Annotated in this window: 20 protein-coding genes and 1 pseudogene; 3 read left to right on the top strand and 18 right to left on the bottom strand. The window is 42.0% G+C overall.

Features of this window, described 5'->3' with window-relative positions:
- Positions 1-734: 734 nt before the first annotated feature.
- The 6 genes from NSQ23_RS04765 to NSQ23_RS04740 form a co-directional block, all read right to left on the bottom strand.
- Positions 735-965, bottom strand: a complete 231-nt coding sequence (locus tag NSQ23_RS04765; protein WP_339173390.1) for a YrhC family protein — start codon at positions 963-965, stop codon at positions 735-737.
- A gap of 62 nt (positions 966-1027) precedes the next feature.
- On the bottom strand, positions 1028-2161 hold the full coding sequence (locus tag NSQ23_RS04760) for a bifunctional cystathionine gamma-lyase/homocysteine desulfhydrase (RefSeq protein ID WP_339173388.1): 1134 nt from the start codon (positions 2159-2161) through the stop codon (positions 1028-1030).
- Between the two features lies 1 nt (position 2162).
- The gene (locus NSQ23_RS04755) at positions 2163-3086 is read right to left on the bottom strand and encodes a cysteine synthase family protein (RefSeq protein WP_339173386.1); all 924 of its coding nucleotides are present in this window, start codon (positions 3084-3086) and stop codon (positions 2163-2165) included.
- 117 nt (positions 3087-3203) lie between these two features.
- Positions 3204-4484: an RNA-guided endonuclease IscB gene (iscB, locus tag NSQ23_RS04750; RefSeq protein ID WP_192952236.1), complete on the bottom strand. Its 1281-nt coding sequence runs from the start codon at positions 4482-4484 to the stop codon at positions 3204-3206.
- 205 nt (positions 4485-4689) lie between these two features.
- Positions 4690-5403: a 5'-methylthioadenosine/S-adenosylhomocysteine nucleosidase gene (gene mtnN, locus NSQ23_RS04745; protein ID WP_339173383.1), complete on the bottom strand. Its 714-nt coding sequence runs from the start codon at positions 5401-5403 to the stop codon at positions 4690-4692.
- Between the two features lie 18 nt (positions 5404-5421).
- Positions 5422-6060, bottom strand: coding sequence for a class I SAM-dependent methyltransferase (locus NSQ23_RS04740; protein WP_091704350.1), 639 nt, complete (start codon positions 6058-6060; stop codon positions 5422-5424).
- Positions 6061-6380: 320 nt separating this feature from the next.
- On the opposite strand from NSQ23_RS04740, the gene tnpA reads away from it, so the two are divergent.
- From tnpA to NSQ23_RS04725, 3 genes and pseudogenes are all read left to right on the top strand, one after another.
- Complete coding sequence (tnpA, locus tag NSQ23_RS04735) at positions 6381-6782, top strand: IS200/IS605 family transposase (RefSeq protein WP_339173377.1); 402 nt, start codon at positions 6381-6383, stop codon at positions 6780-6782.
- 12 nt (positions 6783-6794) lie between these two features.
- On the top strand, positions 6795-7907 hold the full coding sequence (gene tnpB, locus NSQ23_RS04730; protein ID WP_339173376.1) for an IS200/IS605 family element RNA-guided endonuclease TnpB: 1113 nt from the start codon (positions 6795-6797) through the stop codon (positions 7905-7907).
- 114 nt (positions 7908-8021) lie between these two features.
- Positions 8022-8141, top strand: a pseudogene (locus tag NSQ23_RS04725) (DUF2536 family protein); the annotation flags it as partial.
- Between the two features lie 4 nt (positions 8142-8145).
- Here the strand turns inward: NSQ23_RS04725 and NSQ23_RS04720 are convergent.
- The 12 genes from NSQ23_RS04720 to NSQ23_RS04665 all read right to left on the bottom strand — a co-directional run bounded on the left by NSQ23_RS04720 (position 8146) and on the right by NSQ23_RS04665 (position 18439).
- On the bottom strand, positions 8146-8742 hold the full coding sequence (locus NSQ23_RS04720) for a YrrS family protein (protein WP_339173374.1): 597 nt from the start codon (positions 8740-8742) through the stop codon (positions 8146-8148).
- Entirely contained in the window at positions 8739-10487 is a 1749-nt protein-coding gene (locus NSQ23_RS04715; protein WP_339173371.1) for a penicillin-binding protein 2, read from the bottom strand. Before NSQ23_RS04715 ends, NSQ23_RS04720 begins: the two co-directional genes overlap by 4 nt.
- Positions 10488-10534: 47 nt before the next feature.
- Entirely contained in the window at positions 10535-11011 is a 477-nt protein-coding gene (greA, locus tag NSQ23_RS04710; RefSeq protein WP_339173369.1) for a transcription elongation factor GreA, read from the bottom strand.
- A gap of 93 nt (positions 11012-11104) precedes the next feature.
- Positions 11105-11740 (bottom strand): uridine kinase, encoded by a 636-nt coding sequence (gene udk, locus NSQ23_RS04705; protein WP_339173367.1) that lies wholly within the window; start codon positions 11738-11740, stop codon positions 11105-11107.
- Between the two features lies 1 nt (position 11741).
- A complete protein-coding gene (locus NSQ23_RS04700) occupies positions 11742-12995 on the bottom strand; it encodes a U32 family peptidase (RefSeq protein ID WP_339173366.1) in 1254 nt (417 codons plus the stop codon).
- 20 nt (positions 12996-13015) lie between these two features.
- Entirely contained in the window at positions 13016-13945 is a 930-nt protein-coding gene (locus tag NSQ23_RS04695) for a peptidase U32 family protein (protein WP_339173363.1), read from the bottom strand.
- Between the two features lie 60 nt (positions 13946-14005).
- Positions 14006-15286: an RNA-guided endonuclease IscB gene (gene iscB / locus NSQ23_RS04690; RefSeq protein WP_006321416.1), complete on the bottom strand. Its 1281-nt coding sequence runs from the start codon at positions 15284-15286 to the stop codon at positions 14006-14008.
- A 221-nt stretch (positions 15287-15507) separates the two neighbouring features.
- Positions 15508-16167, bottom strand: coding sequence for an O-methyltransferase (locus NSQ23_RS04685; protein WP_088223713.1), 660 nt, complete (start codon positions 16165-16167; stop codon positions 15508-15510).
- A 109-nt stretch (positions 16168-16276) separates the two neighbouring features.
- Complete coding sequence (gene mltG, locus NSQ23_RS04680) at positions 16277-17359, bottom strand: endolytic transglycosylase MltG (RefSeq protein WP_004889320.1); 1083 nt, start codon at positions 17357-17359, stop codon at positions 16277-16279.
- A gap of 87 nt (positions 17360-17446) precedes the next feature.
- A complete protein-coding gene (locus NSQ23_RS04675; protein WP_004889318.1) occupies positions 17447-17740 on the bottom strand; it encodes a DUF1292 domain-containing protein in 294 nt (97 codons plus the stop codon).
- Positions 17741-17745: 5 nt separating this feature from the next.
- Positions 17746-18168, bottom strand: coding sequence for a Holliday junction resolvase RuvX (gene ruvX / locus NSQ23_RS04670; RefSeq protein ID WP_004889317.1), 423 nt, complete (start codon positions 18166-18168; stop codon positions 17746-17748).
- Between the two features lie 4 nt (positions 18169-18172).
- Positions 18173-18439: an IreB family regulatory phosphoprotein gene (locus NSQ23_RS04665; protein ID WP_004889315.1), complete on the bottom strand. Its 267-nt coding sequence runs from the start codon at positions 18437-18439 to the stop codon at positions 18173-18175.
- Between the last annotated feature and the right edge of the window lie 17 nt (positions 18440-18456).

The raw sequence follows: 18456 nt of genomic DNA, 5'->3' as shown, positions 1-18456 counted from the left end.
CTTTATTTTACTACTATTATATAACGTTTGTGTGAATAAATTCGACAAAATTCACTATCACGTTTTTAAATATCTAAAAAAATAAAAGTGAAAAAGGATTATCTATCTATCATTGTCAATAAAGGAAATAATCGTGTAAATACATTATAACAAATGTTCATACACTGATGTATAGCCGAACGAAAAGCACGCCAACAAAAGAAAGGTCTCTGGAACGTATAGACAACAAAAAAGCTGTTCCGAACAACACTTCGGAACAGCTTTTTTAATCCTTATAGGTACGATAAAAACATCAAAATGTTTTTTGGCTAACATTTTTTTATTGATATTTCAATTCCTCATAGGTACGATACAAACCCCAAAAAAGTGTTGATATACAAGCACATGGAAAAGATACACACGGCCATTATACAACCATCCGAAAATTCAGTCAATACTCTGTATTTATTGATATCACTAAAAAATTCACAAAAAATGAAGTGTCGTCGATCCCCAGGGGTTTTTGCAAGATTGGAGGTCGACGACAGTTGTGAAGTTTATCACAAATAAATTTTATTAAAAACAGTCTCCTGTTTAGAGACTGTTTTATGCTTCGGCGTTCACTTCCGCGATAATAACAAAACCGATGACAGCTGTAATGACTAAGCCTGTAATCATCCACATCATCGTTTATTCCCCCTTTACCCATTTTCTTTTATTTTACACGTTTTTTCTTTGTACGAAAACAGGGGAATTTACTGTTCATTGTCTAATTTGCGCAAATATGTGTTGGCGCGGTGAGAGAAAATGATCGATGCAAGCATAAGTACGAATACGCCTCCGATTACGAGCGGGCGCTTTGTTGCGTCGATCGCTTCTGGAATGAGTGTGCCGATATATAAAAACGCACTAAGCGCAAATAAAACGAGACTATATGCTTTATAGTCGCGCGCTTTTCCTAACCATTTTTGCTTTTGTTCGTCCAAACCGATCGCCCCCTTTCCTCTTTTCAATGTATCATAGGAGCGGAGAAAGGGGGCGATGTAATTTATGCCAACGCTTGTGCTAAATCTTCAATTAAATCATCCGCATCTTCTAAGCCAACAGAAATGCGAATAAGTCCGTCCGTAATGCCGAGTTCAGCACGACGCTCTTTCGGAATGGAGGCGTGCGTCATTTTTGCAGGGAGGGAAATTAAACTTTCAACCGCTCCTAAACTTTCCGCTAGCGTAAAGTAGCGGACGCGCGTGAGCACTTGTTCTGCTTTTTCGGCGCTGCCGACGTCAAATGACACCATGCCACCAAAGCCGTGCATTTGTTTTTTCGCTACGTCATGATTTGGGTGTGACGGAAGCCCAGGGTAATACACGCGTGTAACAGCTGGATGATTCGTTAAAAATTCAACAATTTTGCTTGTATTTTCCTCATGTTCTTCCATGCGAATGCCAAGCGTCTTCATGCCACGCATCAACAGCCATGAATCTTGCGGACCGAGAATGCCACCTGTCGAGTTTTGGATGAAGTGCAAGTCGGTCGCAAGTTGTTCGCTATTAACGACGACAAGCCCTGCGACAACGTCGCTATGACCACCTAAATATTTTGTTGCGCTATGAATGACGATATCTGCACCAAGCGCAATTGGCGTTTGCCAATATGGTGTGCTAAACGTGTTATCGACGATCGTTAGTAGTCCGTGACGTTTCGCAATCGCTGCTGCCTCTTGGATGTCTGTAATTTTTAAAAGCGGATTCGTCGGCGTTTCGATATAAATGGCTTTCGTATTTGGTTGAATATGCGCTTCAATATTCGCTAGGTCGCTCGTATCGACAAATGTCGATGCAATGCCAAGACGGTTCAACACTTTCGTCATGACGCGGTATGTGCCACCGTATACATCGTCAGTTAAAATGACGTGATCGCCGCTATTGAACAACATCATGACGGCAGTAATGGCTGCCATCCCAGAACTAAACGCAAAGCCAGCATATCCTTCTTCCACATCTTTAATAAGCTCCTCTAGTGCATGCCGCGTTGGGTTGCCTGTGCGTGAATATTCGTATCCTTTATGCACACCGACCGCTTCCTGTTTATACGTGCTCACTTGATAAATCGGAACCGAGACAGCTCCTGTATGCACATCCCCAGCAATGCCACCATGAATCAATTTCGTTTTTCTTCTCACGTTACATCCCGCCTTCATAAATATGTTTACTTAAATATCGTTCGCTGCTATCTGGAAAAACGACGACGATGTTCGTTCCTTCTTTCGCCTGTTCCGCTTCTAATAAAGCGGCATGAAACGCGGCACCAGATGAGCTACCGACAAGCAGTCCCTCTTTTTGCGCAAGCTCCTTGACGCGACGAAACGCATCGTCATCTAAAATCGTATGAATCGCATCAAAGTAGCTTGTATCCATATATGGCGGTAAAAATTCCATGCCGATCCCTTCGGTGCGATGCGGGCCTGGTGCTCCGCCGTTTAAAATGGATCCTTCTGGTTCAACGATGACCGTTTTTATCCGCGCATTTTTCTCTTTTAGAAATTTCGCCGTTCCCATAAATGTGCCGCCTGATCCAGCACCAGCAACGAAAACATCAATTTGTCCGTCCAGTTGCTCCCAAATTTCTGGACCGAGCGTTTTATAATACGTGCGCGGGTTCGCTGGATTAGCAAACTGCTGTGGGCAGTAGGAGTTTGGAATTTCAGCCGCCAACTCTTTCGCTTTTCGGATCGCTCCTTCCATCCCTTCGCTCGTTGGGGTGTTGATTACTGTTGCGCCAAGCGCGCGCATGAGTTGTTGTTTTTCGATGCTGAATTTTTCTGGCACACAAAAAATGACGCGAATGTTTTTTCCGATCGCCGCAAGCGCAAGACCGATCCCTGTATTGCCTGCCGTCGGCTCGATAATCGTTCCACCTTCTTTTAACTTGCCTGTCGCTAGCGCATCGTTTAACAATTCTTGGCCTAGGCGATCTTTGATGCTTCCCCCCGGGTTAAAATATTCCAATTTCGCAAATATGCGTACCCCTTTTGGCAGCGGAAATTGCGTAATTTCAACGATCGGCGTATGCCCGATCAATTCATGCACGTTTTTCGCCACTTTCATATTGTGACCTCCCAAAAGATGAAAAGAAGGAGAGGATGCCTCTCCCTATTTATTTAATTCATTCACGAAACTTACGCAAGGAAGCCCCTGCCTTTAGGCACGGGGAGGAATTGCACCTTATGCAAGTTCCGCCACCCCCTTTCCATAAGCATATCCGTCAAATCGCTGAATGACTTGGACATATCTATAATTTATTCCTTGTGCGATACGCTTTCCGTCCTTGCCTTTAATATCGAAACTTCCAGTCTTTCTACATGCGACTTCGCCAAACCAAACGCCTTGATATTTCCCTTTTGGTACGTTGGCTTTAACCATGTCCCCTGTTTGAAAACCAAAGAAATATTTTTGTCTTGCAAGATAACCTCTTGGGAAGCCATATCTGTCTAGGTTTGTGCGTGAACGACTGCCACGCCCTTTTGCCTTGATAAATAACACTTCTTTTGTTTTGAAATGCAATTGGAGTGGCGTGCTTTTTCCCACGCAACAAGCGTCAAAATAGTGAATTTTCGGTAGTCCTAATCGTATTCGATTCATTTTCGTTCGTGCGCCTGTTCCACACTCTACTTCGCATCCGCTTTGTTTTAACACTTCATACACTTTCCATCGAGTGGCATTCACTACACTTGCGTCTTTTAGCGTTTTTTTGACCATTTCTTGAATATGTGGATACCCGAATTCTTCTGCGGTTTGACTTCCTTTTCTTTGGTTACAATCTCGACACGCAAGGCAGAGGTTATCTATTCTGTCTGTTCCACCTCTCGATTTTGGAATGATATGCTCCACTTCAAGTGGAACATTTTCTTTTCCACAATAACAGCATTTTCGTCCAAACTTTTCGAGCAAATACTCCCGTACTTCATATCCTTGTAGCGTACCTTGTTGATACTCTACACCATTGATTTCAGGATTTCGCATGAGTTGCGTGTCAAACTTTGCGTTCTCGTACGATATATGCTCAATCGGACATATCTTCCTTAAACGTTCCACCCATGTTTTGATATTTTGCATACGACTCTCTAACGATGGTGGCAACCATCCCTCCTTTCGCTTGCGGTTCAGAAAGCGTGGTTTTCTGTATCTTGTTTTTCGATTTCGTCTTGCTCGACGAAAAGCACGCCTTTTATCTATTCTTTCCTTGATGTCTGTGCGATGGTCAAGTTGCCCTAACCATACCACTTCTTGTCCTCGCAAAATCGCTAATCCTGTATGCCTGCTTCCATAGTCGATTTTTAGCCGATATGTTGCTTTAATTTCTGATTCGTCTACTGATTTTTTCAAGATGATGGTAAATGGAAATCGCCTGTAAATCGCCGCCTTCCCTTGTTTCAACAGCTTTCTTGCAACTGCTTCGTGACAAGGAGCAAGCGGACGTTTGTTTGTGTCTAACACAAAAACCATAGGGTTCTCCCCTTTCCTCTGCATAAAGCAGGTCATATTCTCCTCGACCATGTTATAGATGCTTGTTATGTGCAAGACACTAGCGCTACCCACCACGCTTGTTTAACCTTGCACGACAGAGGAACGGGCTGGAGAAGCACCCGAACGTGTCATGACATCTATAACGTAGGCTCTGTTTCAAGCCTTGGTCTGGTCAACATGGGGCTTACGAGCCCATGACTTTAGTCATTGGGTTGTTGACCATTAATTGCACAAGTTCAGATGAGTGAAGAGCTGCTTTTTGTAAAAATTGTTCAAACGATATGTTTGACTCTTTACCAGCGATGTCTGATAACGCGCGAATGACGACAAACGGGACGTTAAACTGATAACATACTTGCGCAATCGCAGCCGCTTCCATTTCAACTGCGTATAAGTCAGGGAATTGCGTGCGTACAAAATCGACGCGCGCTGGATCGTGCATAAATGAATCGCCTGTCGCAATTAATCCTTTTGCCACTTGAATGTCGCGAATATGCGCCGCGCTCGTTTCAGCCGCTTGCACTAACCGCTCATCTGCCGCGTATCGCGCTGGCATGCCCGGCACTTGTCCGTACGCATAGCCGAATGCCGTCACATCCACATCATGATGAACAACTTCGGTTGAAATGACGATATCGCCAACGTTTAGCGACGGCGCAAAACCGCCAGCTGAACCTGTGTTAATGACGACATCTGGCGCAAACCGCTCTAACAAAATCGTTGTTGACATCGCTGCGTTTACTTTTCCAATGCCTGATTTTAATAAAACGACGTTTGCTCCGTCTAACGTGCCGCTATAAAATGAACAATTTGCTACCGTTGTTTCTGTTCGGTTCGCTATTTTTTCTCGTAAAATGGCTACTTCTTCTTCCATCGCTCCAATGATCGCTATGTTCATCGTTTCAACCTCTTTCACTTATTGTTTGACAGCCTCCATCAACCAAACGAAGCGATTCATCGGCGTAAATGTGACCGTAAAACCGTGTGTAGTAAACATGCGGTCAAGGGCTGGAATCGTCGTATAATATTCGCGCTGTAAGTCTTCCGCTAAAGCGACGAATCCTTTTTGTTTCGCTTCTGCAATCATCGCCTCATACGCCTCATGGTCAATAAACGCTGTATCAGCAAACACTATTTTACCACCTTTACGAAGAAGTGCGCTATATTTGCCGATCGCTTCTTCTTTTTCTTGATCTGTTAAATGGTGAAATGCATATGTGCTTACAATCGTATCGATCGGTTCATTTGGCAAAGGAAACTGTAAAAAGTCTCCGTCTTCAATTGACACATGACCGAGTTTTTCTTTGGCGAGCTCACGCATCGGTGCAGACGGCTCAATGCCATATACCGTCTTGTTCGCTTCAATCAATTTTTTCGTTAAATTTCCTGTGCCAACGCCGAACTCTAACACGACGTTGCCGCTTTTTTCAACGACTGTATTTAAAATCGTCTCATATCCGTCAAATACGTCACGATATTGCTCATCGTGCCCGTATACTGACGAATCGTACGACTGTGCCCACGTTTCAAAGATGTCTAAAAACTCACGTCCCATGATGTCACACTCCATTTAAAATATATAATTCCTATAAGTATAGTATGAATTAAATGTACTGCTGTTCTCAATCTATCACATTTTTTTTAGATGTTCAATGGAAATGTGTTAAACTACGTGTAGAGAGGAGGAGGACGATGATTACGTTTGATTTAATCCAAGATAAAGTAGAATGTTTTGAAAGAGGCAGCGTCCGCATTCTCGTGACTTTAGTCATGAGTAAGGACGCTAGCATATGTTATTTATAATGTGGCTATAAAACCAGATAAAATCTTGATTTTCACTCATACACATGTTACCCTACAATTAGGTGATAATATATGGCAAAAATACACTACGGACGAGGTTATGTCTATTCTATTCAATATCATATCGTATGGTGTGTGAAATATAGACGCAAAATATTAACTGACAAAATAGAACAGCGTTTGGTGGAAATATTGCACAAGATTGCCGCAGAAAATGGGTTTGTGATACAAGAAATCAACGGAGATTTAGACCACATACACTTACTCATAGAATGTAGTCCGCAGCATTATATACCAGATATGATTAAGGCATTAAAAGGTGTAAGTGCGAGGTTGTTATTTAAACAATACCCAGAGTTAAAGAAACAACTTTGGGGAGGACATCTTTGGAATCCATCTTATTTTGTCGCAATAGTTAGTGAAAATATAGAAGAACAAATAAGAAATTATATTCACTCCCAAAAGGAAAGGTAGGTGAGTTTATCTATGTTAAGGGCATACAAATATCGCTTATATCCTAATGAAGAACAAAAAATACAATTAGCTAAAACATTTGGTTGTGTAAGATTTGTATATAATTATTATCTCGCTAAAAAGATAGAATTGTATGAAACAAAAAAGAAACAAATGTCTAAAACAGATTGTAATAATCATTGTAATAGGGAGTTAAAAAGCGAATTTGTATGGCTGAAAGAAGTAGATAAATTTGCCTTAACTAATGCGATTTATCATCTGGATAGTGCTTTTCATAATTTTTTTAAAAAACAGTCTGACTTTCCCAAATTTAAAACAAAAAAATCGCACAAATACAGCTATACGACTAATTTCACTAATAACAATATAGAGGTTGATTTTGATAACAACAAAATCAAACTTCCAAAACTTAAATGGGTAAGATGTAAGTTGCATAGAAAGTTTGATGGACAAATAAAGTCTGCCACTATTTCTCAAGTGCCGAGTGGAAAGTATTTTATATCCATATTAGTTGATACTGGAATAGAACAATTACCAAAAAACAATCATGTGTATGCTTTTGATTTGGGGCTAAAAGAATTTCTAATAGACAATCACAACAACCACATAAAAGACCCTAAAGCAATATCAAAGTATGAAAAGAAATTGGCAAAGCTGCAAAGACAACTTGCAAGAAAGAAAAAAGGAAGTAAAAATTGGAACAAGCAAAGAATTAAAATAGCGAAAGTAAACGAAAAAATAAGTAATACTAGAAAAGATTTTCAACACAAGCTATCTTCGAAAATTGTTTACGAAAACCAAGTAATCATTAGCGAAGATTTAGCTGTGAAAAACATGATAAAAAATTCACGTCTCGCTAAAAGAATATCGGATGTAGCATGGGGTGAATTTTGCAGACAGATAGAATATAAGTCGATGTGGTATGGTAGAACATATCATAAAATAAACAGATGGTTTGCATCATCGCAAACTTGTTCAGCGTGTGGGTGTGTAAACAAAAAAGTAAAGTTATTATCCATAAGAGAATGGGTTTGCGATCATTGTGGCACGATTCATCAGAGAGATGAGAACGCTGCAAAAAATATACTACAACAAGGCTTAAAAGAATTAGGTTTATTTGCATAAATATCGTACGGCAGGAACTGTCGGAATCATACGCCTGTGGAGTTAGTAGGTTGCGAGGACGATGAAGCAGGAAATTCTCACTGCGAAGTGAGAAGCCCGCGACTTTAGCCGTGGGAGGTTCACCATAACAAAGCGATTATGCTTGAAGTACATCATGTTTCCTATCAAATGCAACTGCTCGAAAACGGGCAACGTCTTTATAGTGCGATGGTGCATTTTAAAGCAAAAAAATAGAGCGTCACGGACGGCGCTCTATTTCTTTTAATTGCTGTACTTTTGTTGGCTTCCACCCTTCATTTGTCACCCATTCGATAAACACTTTATAATGTTCTGTTTTATCTTTTTTGGAAACGGTAGCAACGGCGTGATTCGGGCTGCCGCCATTTCCGATAAACCAAACGATCAGATCAGAAGATGAAATGCCTGTCGCATAGCTAATCGCATCAATCATTTCTTTCCAATCAACAGAGTTTTTCTCGTATGTTGTCACGTGTGGCTCTGATTGTGTTGTGCCGATCGGTTGCCATGACGGGTTCACAGTTTCACGAATAACGTTTGAGTTTGGATCATCGACAACCGTCTCTTCAACGGTGTCGTTCGATTGTTGCTCATTTGTTTCTGTTTCCGTTTCGGATGGTTGCTCATCGTTTGGCGGCTCATTTGTCTCCACTTCAACCGATTGTGGCGAAGCATTCGTTTCTTTTGTCGGTCGGTCGTTGGCGAACAACCATTTCCATCCGAAAAATAAAATAAGCGCAAATACAAGGGTAATTAACGTATTCAATATGCGGTTTACTTTTCTTTGTTTTGAACGTTTCGCAAAACGGCTGCTCACTCTTCATACCTTCCTTTCTGTTCTAACTCATATGTTGCGCGAACGATATCGGCAAAAATAGCGTTTGTGGCTGAGGCAGATGACGTTGTTTCTAATTGTACCACAACGAGTGCATATTTGGGACGATCGGCTGGGAAATAACCCGCAAACCATTTATTTACGAGTTCTCCTTTCCCTGTTTCTGCTGTTCCTGATTTTCCTGCTACGGCATATGGCAATGATTGAAACGAATGCCCAGTCCCTTCCGGATGCGTCACAACGAGTTGTAATAGCTCTTGTAGTTTGTCGATCGTCTCTTTCTGCAATGAATCCATCGTTAACCGCTTCTCATCAAATGTGAAAAATGTCGTTCCATTTTTATACATCATTTTCTTAGTGATGCGCACTTGTTTTGCCTCACCACCGCGAGCAATCGTTGCCATCATATTCGCCACCGCAAGCGGTGAGAGGCGCACATCTTTTTGCCCAATGGACGTTTGGGCAACGGCAAGAGGAATTTTTTTATCCCGTTCATCTGTCCAAATGTTCCCTTTTTTCTCTTCACGAAGCGGGCGAAATGATGAAAAATGATACACATCCCCTTCCCAACCGACGCGCGGAAGCAAACCGAGCTTTCGAGCATATACGTCAAACATATTTTCGTCTATCGCAATGAGCTGTTTTCCTAGCTCTCCAAACGTTCGATTGCAACTAATCGCAAAGCTATCTTCAAACGAGCGCATCCCTTTCTTTTTCTCTTCTTGTTCACCGTTAATTTTACGATCACAGTTAAACGTCTGTCCGTGAACAAGCCCGTTTTCAAACGCTGCGGCTGCAACGACAATTTTAAAAACAGATCCCGGCACTTGCGGAAGAAGCGCCTTATTTTCCATCGCTCCATCTTTGTACGGATCTCGTTCATCAATGGCGGGAGCGCTCGCTAACGCAACAACATCATTCGTTCGAACATCGAGCAAAACGACCGCTCCTTTTTCCATGCCATGTTGTGCAACGATTTGCTCAACACGTTGTTGCAGAGTACGATCAATCGTCGTTTGTACCGTAATTGGATAAAACGGATTCGCCTGCTCTGTATATTTCACATCCATACCGAACAGCGGTTCACCGCGCGCATCAACATGATACAATAGCTTTGTTTCCCCATCTGGAATGAGAAATTCATCAAAAGAACTTTGTAACCCAGATACACCAATTTTTGTTTTTGGTGATAATGTTTTATCCCCGTACCGTTCTTTCAGCAATTTTTCATTTTCTCCAAGTAAACCGATGACATGTTGCGCATATTTTTGTTTGAGTTCGTACTGTTTATGAACGGCAATGACGCCTGGAATATGCAGTGCATTGATTCGTTCCATTTGCCACGGTTGTAGTTGAATCGGCTGTTGACCATCATGTAAAATGATCGGACCTTTCGCCTCTTCTAGCTGTCGTTTAATTGTTTCTTTTGACACGGAAACGATCGCAGCAATTTGATCGATTGGCCAATCCATTTTCTTTAAAAACGGAAATAAAACGAGCGTTGGAACGTATTCATATGTGAGCGGCTGGCCGTTTCGATCAACAAACACACCGCGACCATCATCGATGACGAGTTGTTCCGTTCGCTGAGCGACGCTTTCCTCAATTAAATTGATCCCATGAAACGATTCGGTGCTCACAAGTTGTAATTGAACGAGTCGACCGATCAAACCGAATATGGCTAGTTGAATCATTATTAATATGATGACCATTCGTTTTTTTACCATAAAAAACACCTCGTCTTCATTGTCGACGAGGTGATGTATTTTAAAACCTATTTGACTGCAACGATTTTGACAACCATGTCGCCGCCAGGTGTATGAACAGTTACTTCTTCACCAACGCGACGACCGATGAGCGATTTGGCAATTGGGGAGTCGTTTGAAATTTTCCCTTCGAACGGATCAGCTTCTGCACTACCGACGATCGTATACGATTCTTCCTCGCCATCTGGAAGTTCGACAAATGTGACTGTTCTTCCAAGCGATACGATGTCTGTCGTTTCTAAATCTTCTTCGATAATTTTCGCATTGCGAATCATATTTTCAAGCATTTGAATGCGTGACTCCACGAACGCTTGCTCATCTTTTGCCGCATCGTACTCCGAGTTCTCCGATAAATCCCCGAAGCTGCGCGCAATTTGAATGCGCTCAACGACTTCTTTTCGTTTCACCGTTTTTAAATATTCAAGTTCTTGCTCGAGTTTCTCCTTCCCCGCTTTCGTCATTGGGTATTCCTTTTCCATTGACATGTCATTCACTCCTTTTTATTTATGTATGGAAAATGTACGAACGAGCAGTTCGTACAAAAGACAAAAAGTTTACATATTATCTATGCTATGGTATTACAAAATAGACTTTTGTTCAAGAATCGTTTGAATTTTTGTAACCATTAAATCGATAGCGACATGGTTATGTCCGCCTTCTGGGATAATAATATCAGCATATCGTTTCGTCGGTTCAATAAATTGATTGTGCATCGGGCGCACGACGTTTACATATTGTTCAATGACCGACTCAAGCGTACGACCGCGTTCTTTAATGTCGCGCAATAAGCGGCGAATGATACGAATGTCAGCATCGGTATCGACGTACACTTTAATATCCATTAAGTTGCGCAATCGTTCGTCTTCTAACACAAGAATACCTTCTAAAATGATGACATCTTTCGGTTCGACGCGAATAACGTCGTTTGAACGCGTATGAAGCGTATAGTCGTATACAGGTTTATCAATCGGCTCATAATTCAACAATTTATGAATATGTTCAATAAGCAAATCATTGTCAAAAGCAAGCGGATGGTCGTAATTCGTTTTTAAGCGCTCTTCAAACGGCAAGTGGCTTTGATCTTTATAATAATAGTCTTGTTCGAGCATTAAAATGGAATGTCCTTGAAAATGTTCATAAATGGCTTTCGTAACGGTCGTTTTCCCCGAACCGGAGCCTCCAGCGACCCCGATGACAACCGGTTTCTTCCTCATGTTAGTGCCCCTTTCTCATCATGTTGTATGGGAAAACTTCGCGATCGACTTTAAAACGAACAATTTGGAGCGGATGACGAGCAGCATCAAGCTCATTTCCTTCCTCATCCCAAATCGTTTCAATGACTTGTGTAAAGTTTTCAATTTCAGGTCCGAAAAATTCCACTTCATCGCCCGGCTTAAAGAAGTTGCGTTGTTGCAACGTCACGATGCCCGTTTCTTTGTCATAGTCAAGCACAAGTCCGACGAAATCGTACGTCGTTTTTTTGCTGTGAACGCCAAACATTTGCTCTTTATAGCCTGGAACACCTTCAAAAAAGGCTGGCGCAGTGTCACGATTTGCACATTTATCAAGCTCATCTAGCCACTCTTTACGAATGACGAAATTGTCAGGGTCAGCGCAGTACGCATCAATGACTTTGCGATACACGCTAACGACGGTTGCGACGTAGTGAATGGACTTCATGCGTCCTTCGATTTTTAAACTATCAATACCGAGCTCAATCATTTTTGGAATCGATTGAATTAAGTTTAAATCTTTCGGGCTCATCGCAAACGGATCGTCTTCTTTGTCAAATAAGGCGACCGCTTGATCGCCTTCAAGCTTGTACAAATCGTAATCCCAGCGGCACGACTGACAACAGCCCCCACGGTTCGAATCGCGCGCAGTCATATGGTTGCTTAGTACGCAACGTCCGGAATACGCAATACACATTGCACCGTGAATAAATGTTTCGATTTCAATATCGACTTTTTCTTTTATTTCGCGAATTTCTTCCGCACTCGTTTCGCGTGCTAAAACAACACGCTCAAGCCCTTCTTCTTTCCAAAATTGCACCGCTTTCCAGTTTGTAAGCGACTGTTGCGTACTTAAATGTACTTCTAATTTTGGTGCAACGCGACGTGCGGTTTCAATAATGAGCGGATCAGCGACGATAATACCATGCACACCAACACGCTCTAAACCGCGCAAATAATCTTCAAGCCCCGGAATGTTTTCGTTATGTGCGTAAATGTTTGTCGTCACGTAAATTTTTGCGCCATATTTTTTCGCAAATTGCACACCTTCCGCCATTTCTTCAAGCGTAAAGTTGTCGGCATTTGAACGAAGACCGTATTCTTGTCCGCCGATAAAGACAGCGTCTGCTCCATAATGAACAGCCACTTTCAACTTCTCTAAGTTGCCAGCAGGAGCAAGCAACTCTGGTTTTTTCACAATGACGCGCTTGCCATTGATAATTTGTGATATGCTCATGAAGGCTCCCTCCTTTTCGTTTAATATACCGTTTCTTTAAAGAAAAAGCCGGTGTCTAACGGGCGATGTGTCGGCTGAATCGCTTCAATGCGCGCAAGCAGTTCACCTTTTTCCTCTTCGTATTGCTCGCGATTTTCTGCACATAAATCAATGGCGCGGCGATATAATTTCGTTACTTCTGTAATATAATCTGGCTCATGAAGGACGCCGTCAATTTTAAAGCTATCGATTTTGGCGTCAATCATGTCTTCAAGTTCATCAATAATGCAAATATCATTAGGGCTCATAATGTGCGTACCGTTTTCATCTTCGAAAATCGGGTATTTGTTGTCGCGTTCTTTGTCGTACAAAAAGAGCCCTTTTGCGTATTTCATTTGTTGAATTTCCATAAACTTGCCTTGATATTCGAAATAGTTACCGATGAGAGAACGTTTCGATTGGAACATGCATGTCATTCCATGTACTTGCACTTCAATTTCCACTTCCGCATGATTTTTAATATCAATGATTTCTTCCATATTCAACTCGCGGGCAAGAACGGCACGTTTTGCCCCTTTTCGTCCCCAATAGTTGCAAGCGTACCAGTTTGTCGCTGTCGTTTCTGTATTCCAATGAAGTTTCATATGCGGTGCGACTTCCCGTACTGTCATTAAGACAGCTGGGTCGCCAAACACGATCGCATCGACTTGTTGCTCTGCTAAAAAGCGGACATAGTCGCTCAGTTCATCAACTTTGTCATTATGAAAAAGTGCGTTCATTGCGACATACACACGTACACCGTGCTTTCGTGCCACGTGCATCGCATCGATCACATCTTGACGTGAAAACTCACCTGCTAAACGCAAGCCGTACCGTTGTTCACCGATGATGACAGCATTCGCTCCTGCTTGTGCGAGTTGTTCAATATGCGCCACGCTCGTTGGCGTAACAAGCAATTCTGGTTTTTTCATTCTATTCACGAAACTTACGCAAGGAAGCCCCTGCCTTTAGGCACGGGGAGGAATTGCACCTTACGCAAGTTCCGCCACCCCCTTTCCATAAGCATATCCGTCAAATCGCTGAATGACTTGGACATATCTATAATTTATTCCTTGTGCGATACGCTTTCCGTCCTTGCCTTTAATATCGAAACTTCCAGTCTTTCTACATGCGACTTCGCCAAACCAAACGCCTTGATATTTCCCTCTTGGGACAACAGCCTTAACCATGTCCCCTGTTTGAAAACCAAAGAAGAATTTTTGTCTTGCAAGATAACCTCTTGGGAAGCCATATCTATCTAGGTTTGTACGAGAGCGACTACCACGCCCTTTTGCCTTGATAAATAACACTTCTTTTGTTTTGAAATATAAGTGATTTGTTGTGCTTTCGCCTACACAACAAGCGTCAAAATAGTGTGTTTTCGGCAAGTCTAAACGAATACGATTCATTTTTGTTCGTGCACCTGTTCCACACTCGACATCTAATCCTGTCTGCTTTAACACTTCATACGCTTTCCATCTTGTCGAGTTGATAGCACTTGCATCCTTTAATGATTCTTTGACTTGCTTTTGAATGTGCGGATACCCGAATTCTTCTGCTGTCTTACTTCCTTTGCGCTGATTACAGTCATGACAGGCAAGACATAGGTTATCCACTCGGTCTGTTCCACCTCTCGATTTTGGAATGATATGCTCCACTTCAAGTGGAACATTTTCTTTTCCGCAATAACAACACTTCCGCCCAAACTTTTCAAGCAAATACTCCCGTACTTCATATCCTTGTAGCGTGCCTTGTTGATACTCTACACCATTGATTTCAGGATTTCGCATGAGTTGCGTGTCGAATTTGGCATTTTCGTATGATATATACCCAATGGGGCATAACTTCTTTAGGCGGTTAACCCATGTTTGGATATTTTGCACACGACTCTCTAGTGATGACGGCAACCACCCCTCCTTTCGCTTGCGGTTCAGAAAGCGTGGTTTTCTGTATCTTGTTTTTCGATTTCGTCTTGCTCGACGAAAAGCACGCCTTTTATCTATTCTTTCCTTGATGTCTGTGCGATGGTCAAGTTGCCCTAACCATACCACTTCTTGTCCTCGCAAAATCGCTAATCCTGTATGCCTGCTTCCATAGTCGATTTTTAGCCGATATGTTGCTTTAATTTCTGATTCGTCTACTGATTTTTTCAAGATGATGGTAAATGGAAATCGCCTGTAAATCGCCGCCTTCCCTTGTTTCAACAGCTTTCTTGCAACTGCTTCGTGACAAGGAGCAAGCGGACGTTTGTTTGTGTCTAACACAAAAACCATAGGGTTCTCCCCTTTCCTCTGCATAAAGCAGGTCATATTCTCCTCGACCATGTTATAGATGCTTGTTATGTGCAAGACACTAGCGCTACCCACCACGCTTGTTTAACCTTGCACGACAGAGGAACGGGCTGGAGAAGCACCCGAACGTGTCATGACATCTATAACGTAGGCTCTGTTTCAAGCCTTGGTCTGGTCAACATGGGGCTTACAAGCCCATGACTTTAGTCATTGGGTTGTTGACCTCGTTTTCTCGATATCGCCATTCCGTCACCGATCGGAATGATGACTGTCTCATAGCGTGGATGCGCCATCAGCCATTCGTTATATGCTTGAATTTTTTTGATAAGCTGACGAATGCGTTTTTGTTCAATCGGTTCGTTTGTTGCTACAAGCCCTTTGAATAGTACGTTATCCGTTATAATAATTCCTCGCTCGCTTAATAGCGGCTCGTACAACTCAAAAAAGCGGCGATATTGTCCTTTTGCCGCGTCAATAAACAATACATCAAACGGAGCATGTTTTTTTACTTCATCGCTTATATGAAGCGCATCGCCAAACAATAACGTCATTTGTGCTTTTGTATTCGTTTGTTCTGCATAAACAAGCGCTTGTTTATAGCGCATTTCATCTCGTTCAATCGTAACAATGTGCGCATTTGGCAACGCTTTTGCCATGCGTATGGCGGAGTATCCGATCGCGGTGCCAATTTCTAAAATGCGCGTCGGTTGAACAAGTTTTAAAATGTGCAACATCGTTTCGATGCCGAGCGCATCCATAATCGGCACATGATGTTCATGTGCATATTGTTCCATCGCTACGATCGCTTCTTCTTTTTTTGGTAGTAATCGTTCTAAATAATGAATCATTTCCTCATTTACCAACGAACTGTCCTCCTCGCAAAAACAAGAGTTCAAACGAATTGAACTCTTGTTTCATCACGATCCATAACTTTATATATACTACCATAAATCAAAACAAAAAGCGAACGTTTTATTGCTTTCCGATATATTTTGCCTTTTCGCGATTATGTTCGTCAAGTGTTTTTGTAAAAATGACATCTCCCGCTGGCGTCGCTAAAAAGTAAAAATAGTCCGTCTCCGCTGGATGAAGAGCCGCTTGAATCGATGCTTCGCCTGCGTTTGCAATCGGTCCTGGCGGAAGTCCTTTATGCATATACGTATTGTAAGGCGAGTTTACTTCTAAGTCTTTGTAGTATACACGCGATTTATGCTGTCCGAGCGCATATAAAACAGTCGGGTCTGTTTGTAATGGCATACCTTTTTCTAATCGATTGTAAAACACGCTTGCGATTTTTTCGCGATCCGCTTTTTCCGTTGCTTCTTCTTCAATAAGTGACGCCATCGTTAGCAATTGATGGACGGTCAAGCCACGCGTTTCCATGTCTTCTGTATATTTTGCTAATACTTCTTCCGTTTTCGCAACCATGGTTTCAATCATTTCTTCAAGCGAAGGTTTTTCTTCTGTAAACGAATATGTCGCTGGGAATAAATATCCTTCTAATGCGTAACGAATGTTTTTATTGAAAATGTCGGACGTCAAAACAGAAGGATATTTTTCCACTAACTCCTCGATATATGAACGATTTGTTAGTTTCGCCATAATCTCTTCGGTCGAATAGCCCGTTTTTTGTGAAATGATCGTCGCAATTTGTGTCAGTTGTTTTCCTTCTGGAACCGTTATTTTTAGCTTCGCTTCTTTCACGACTTTTCCTGTTTTTAGTTGTTCAGCAATTTGTGCTAACGTCATTGCTTTTGTAAATGTATAATTACCCGCTTGAAAATCGGCGTGGTTTTTAAATTTTACATAGTAGCGAAAAATCGTTGCATCTTTCACTATGCCGTTTTTTTCTAATATGTTGGCAATCGTATATATGGATGAGCCGATCGGAATGTCTACTTGAATCGGCGTTCTATCATTCGGATCCACAGGCTGCAATGCGGAACGAATATATACAAACAAGCCAATGCATGCGGCAATTATCAACAATAACAAAGGTGCTGTAATGTATAGGACAATTTTTCGCACCGTCTTCGCTTCATGTTCTTGTAACATACGTCATCCTCCCTCACTTTTCACATTATACTACAAACACCGACACGACATAAATAAAAAAAAAGAAGCTGACGCATAGTCAGCCTCTTATTCTTCGTCTTCTTCCTCTTCACCGAGAAATGTGTTTAGCATTTCTTCGATCATATCCCATTCTTCTTCTGTTTCGATCGGCTGCAATTCTCCTGCCTGCCCATCTTCTCCTGGGATAAAAGAAGATGCGTGAATTTCAATTTCTTCGTTGTCATCTTCTTCTGCACCGATTGGGTAGTACAAAACGTAAGATTTTCCGAATTCTTCAGATTCAAATGTAAATAGTACTTCGCAAAGTTGTTCGTTGCCGTCTTCGTCAACGACTGTAATGTGTTTTTCACCGTGTTCCATCATGTTCACCTCAATTGTTTATGGTCCAAATAAGATTGTAAAATCATCACCGCAGCCATTTTGTCAATCACTTTTTTACGTTTTTTTCGACTAACGTCCGCAGCGATTAACATTCGTTCTGCCGCCATGGTGGACAGTCTTTCATCCCACAAGACGACAGGAAGTGAAAACGTTTGTTTCACTTGTTCGGCAAAGCGTTGTGTCGCCTCGCCGCGCGGTCCGATGGTGCCGTTCATATTTTTCGGAAACCCGATGACGATTTCTTCGACCGCATATTGCTCAATCAATTGCCGCAAACGGTCAAAGCCATATTCACCGTTTTCTTCATCGATACGAATCGTCTCGATGCCTTGAGCCGTCCATCCTAACTCGTCGCTTACGGCAACGCCGAGCGTTTTCGTTCCAAAGTCTAATCCTAAAATACGCATCTGTCTATTCCTCACGATGTGTTCGTAAATAGAATTTCACTAATTCTTCAATTAATTCGTCGCGATCGACTTTGCGAATCAAGTTTCTGGCATCTTTATGGCGAGGGATGTAAGCTGGATCACCAGACAATAAGTAGCCGACAATTTGGTTAATTGGGTTATACCCTTTTTCCTGCAATGCGTCGTATACGGTAAGCAACACTTCCCGAACATCGACGTCCATCGGTTCTTCCGGAAAGTTAAATTGCATTGTGTTATCAAACGAACTCACCGTTCTTTTGCACCCCA

It is taken from the genome of Anoxybacillus sp. FSL W8-1294 (assembly GCF_037965005.1).
Lineage (GTDB): Bacteria > Bacillota > Bacilli > Bacillales > Anoxybacillaceae > Anoxybacillus > Anoxybacillus flavithermus_G.
The sequence above is the reverse complement of the archived record's forward strand: the minus strand, read 5'-3'. Positions and strand labels throughout refer to the sequence as shown.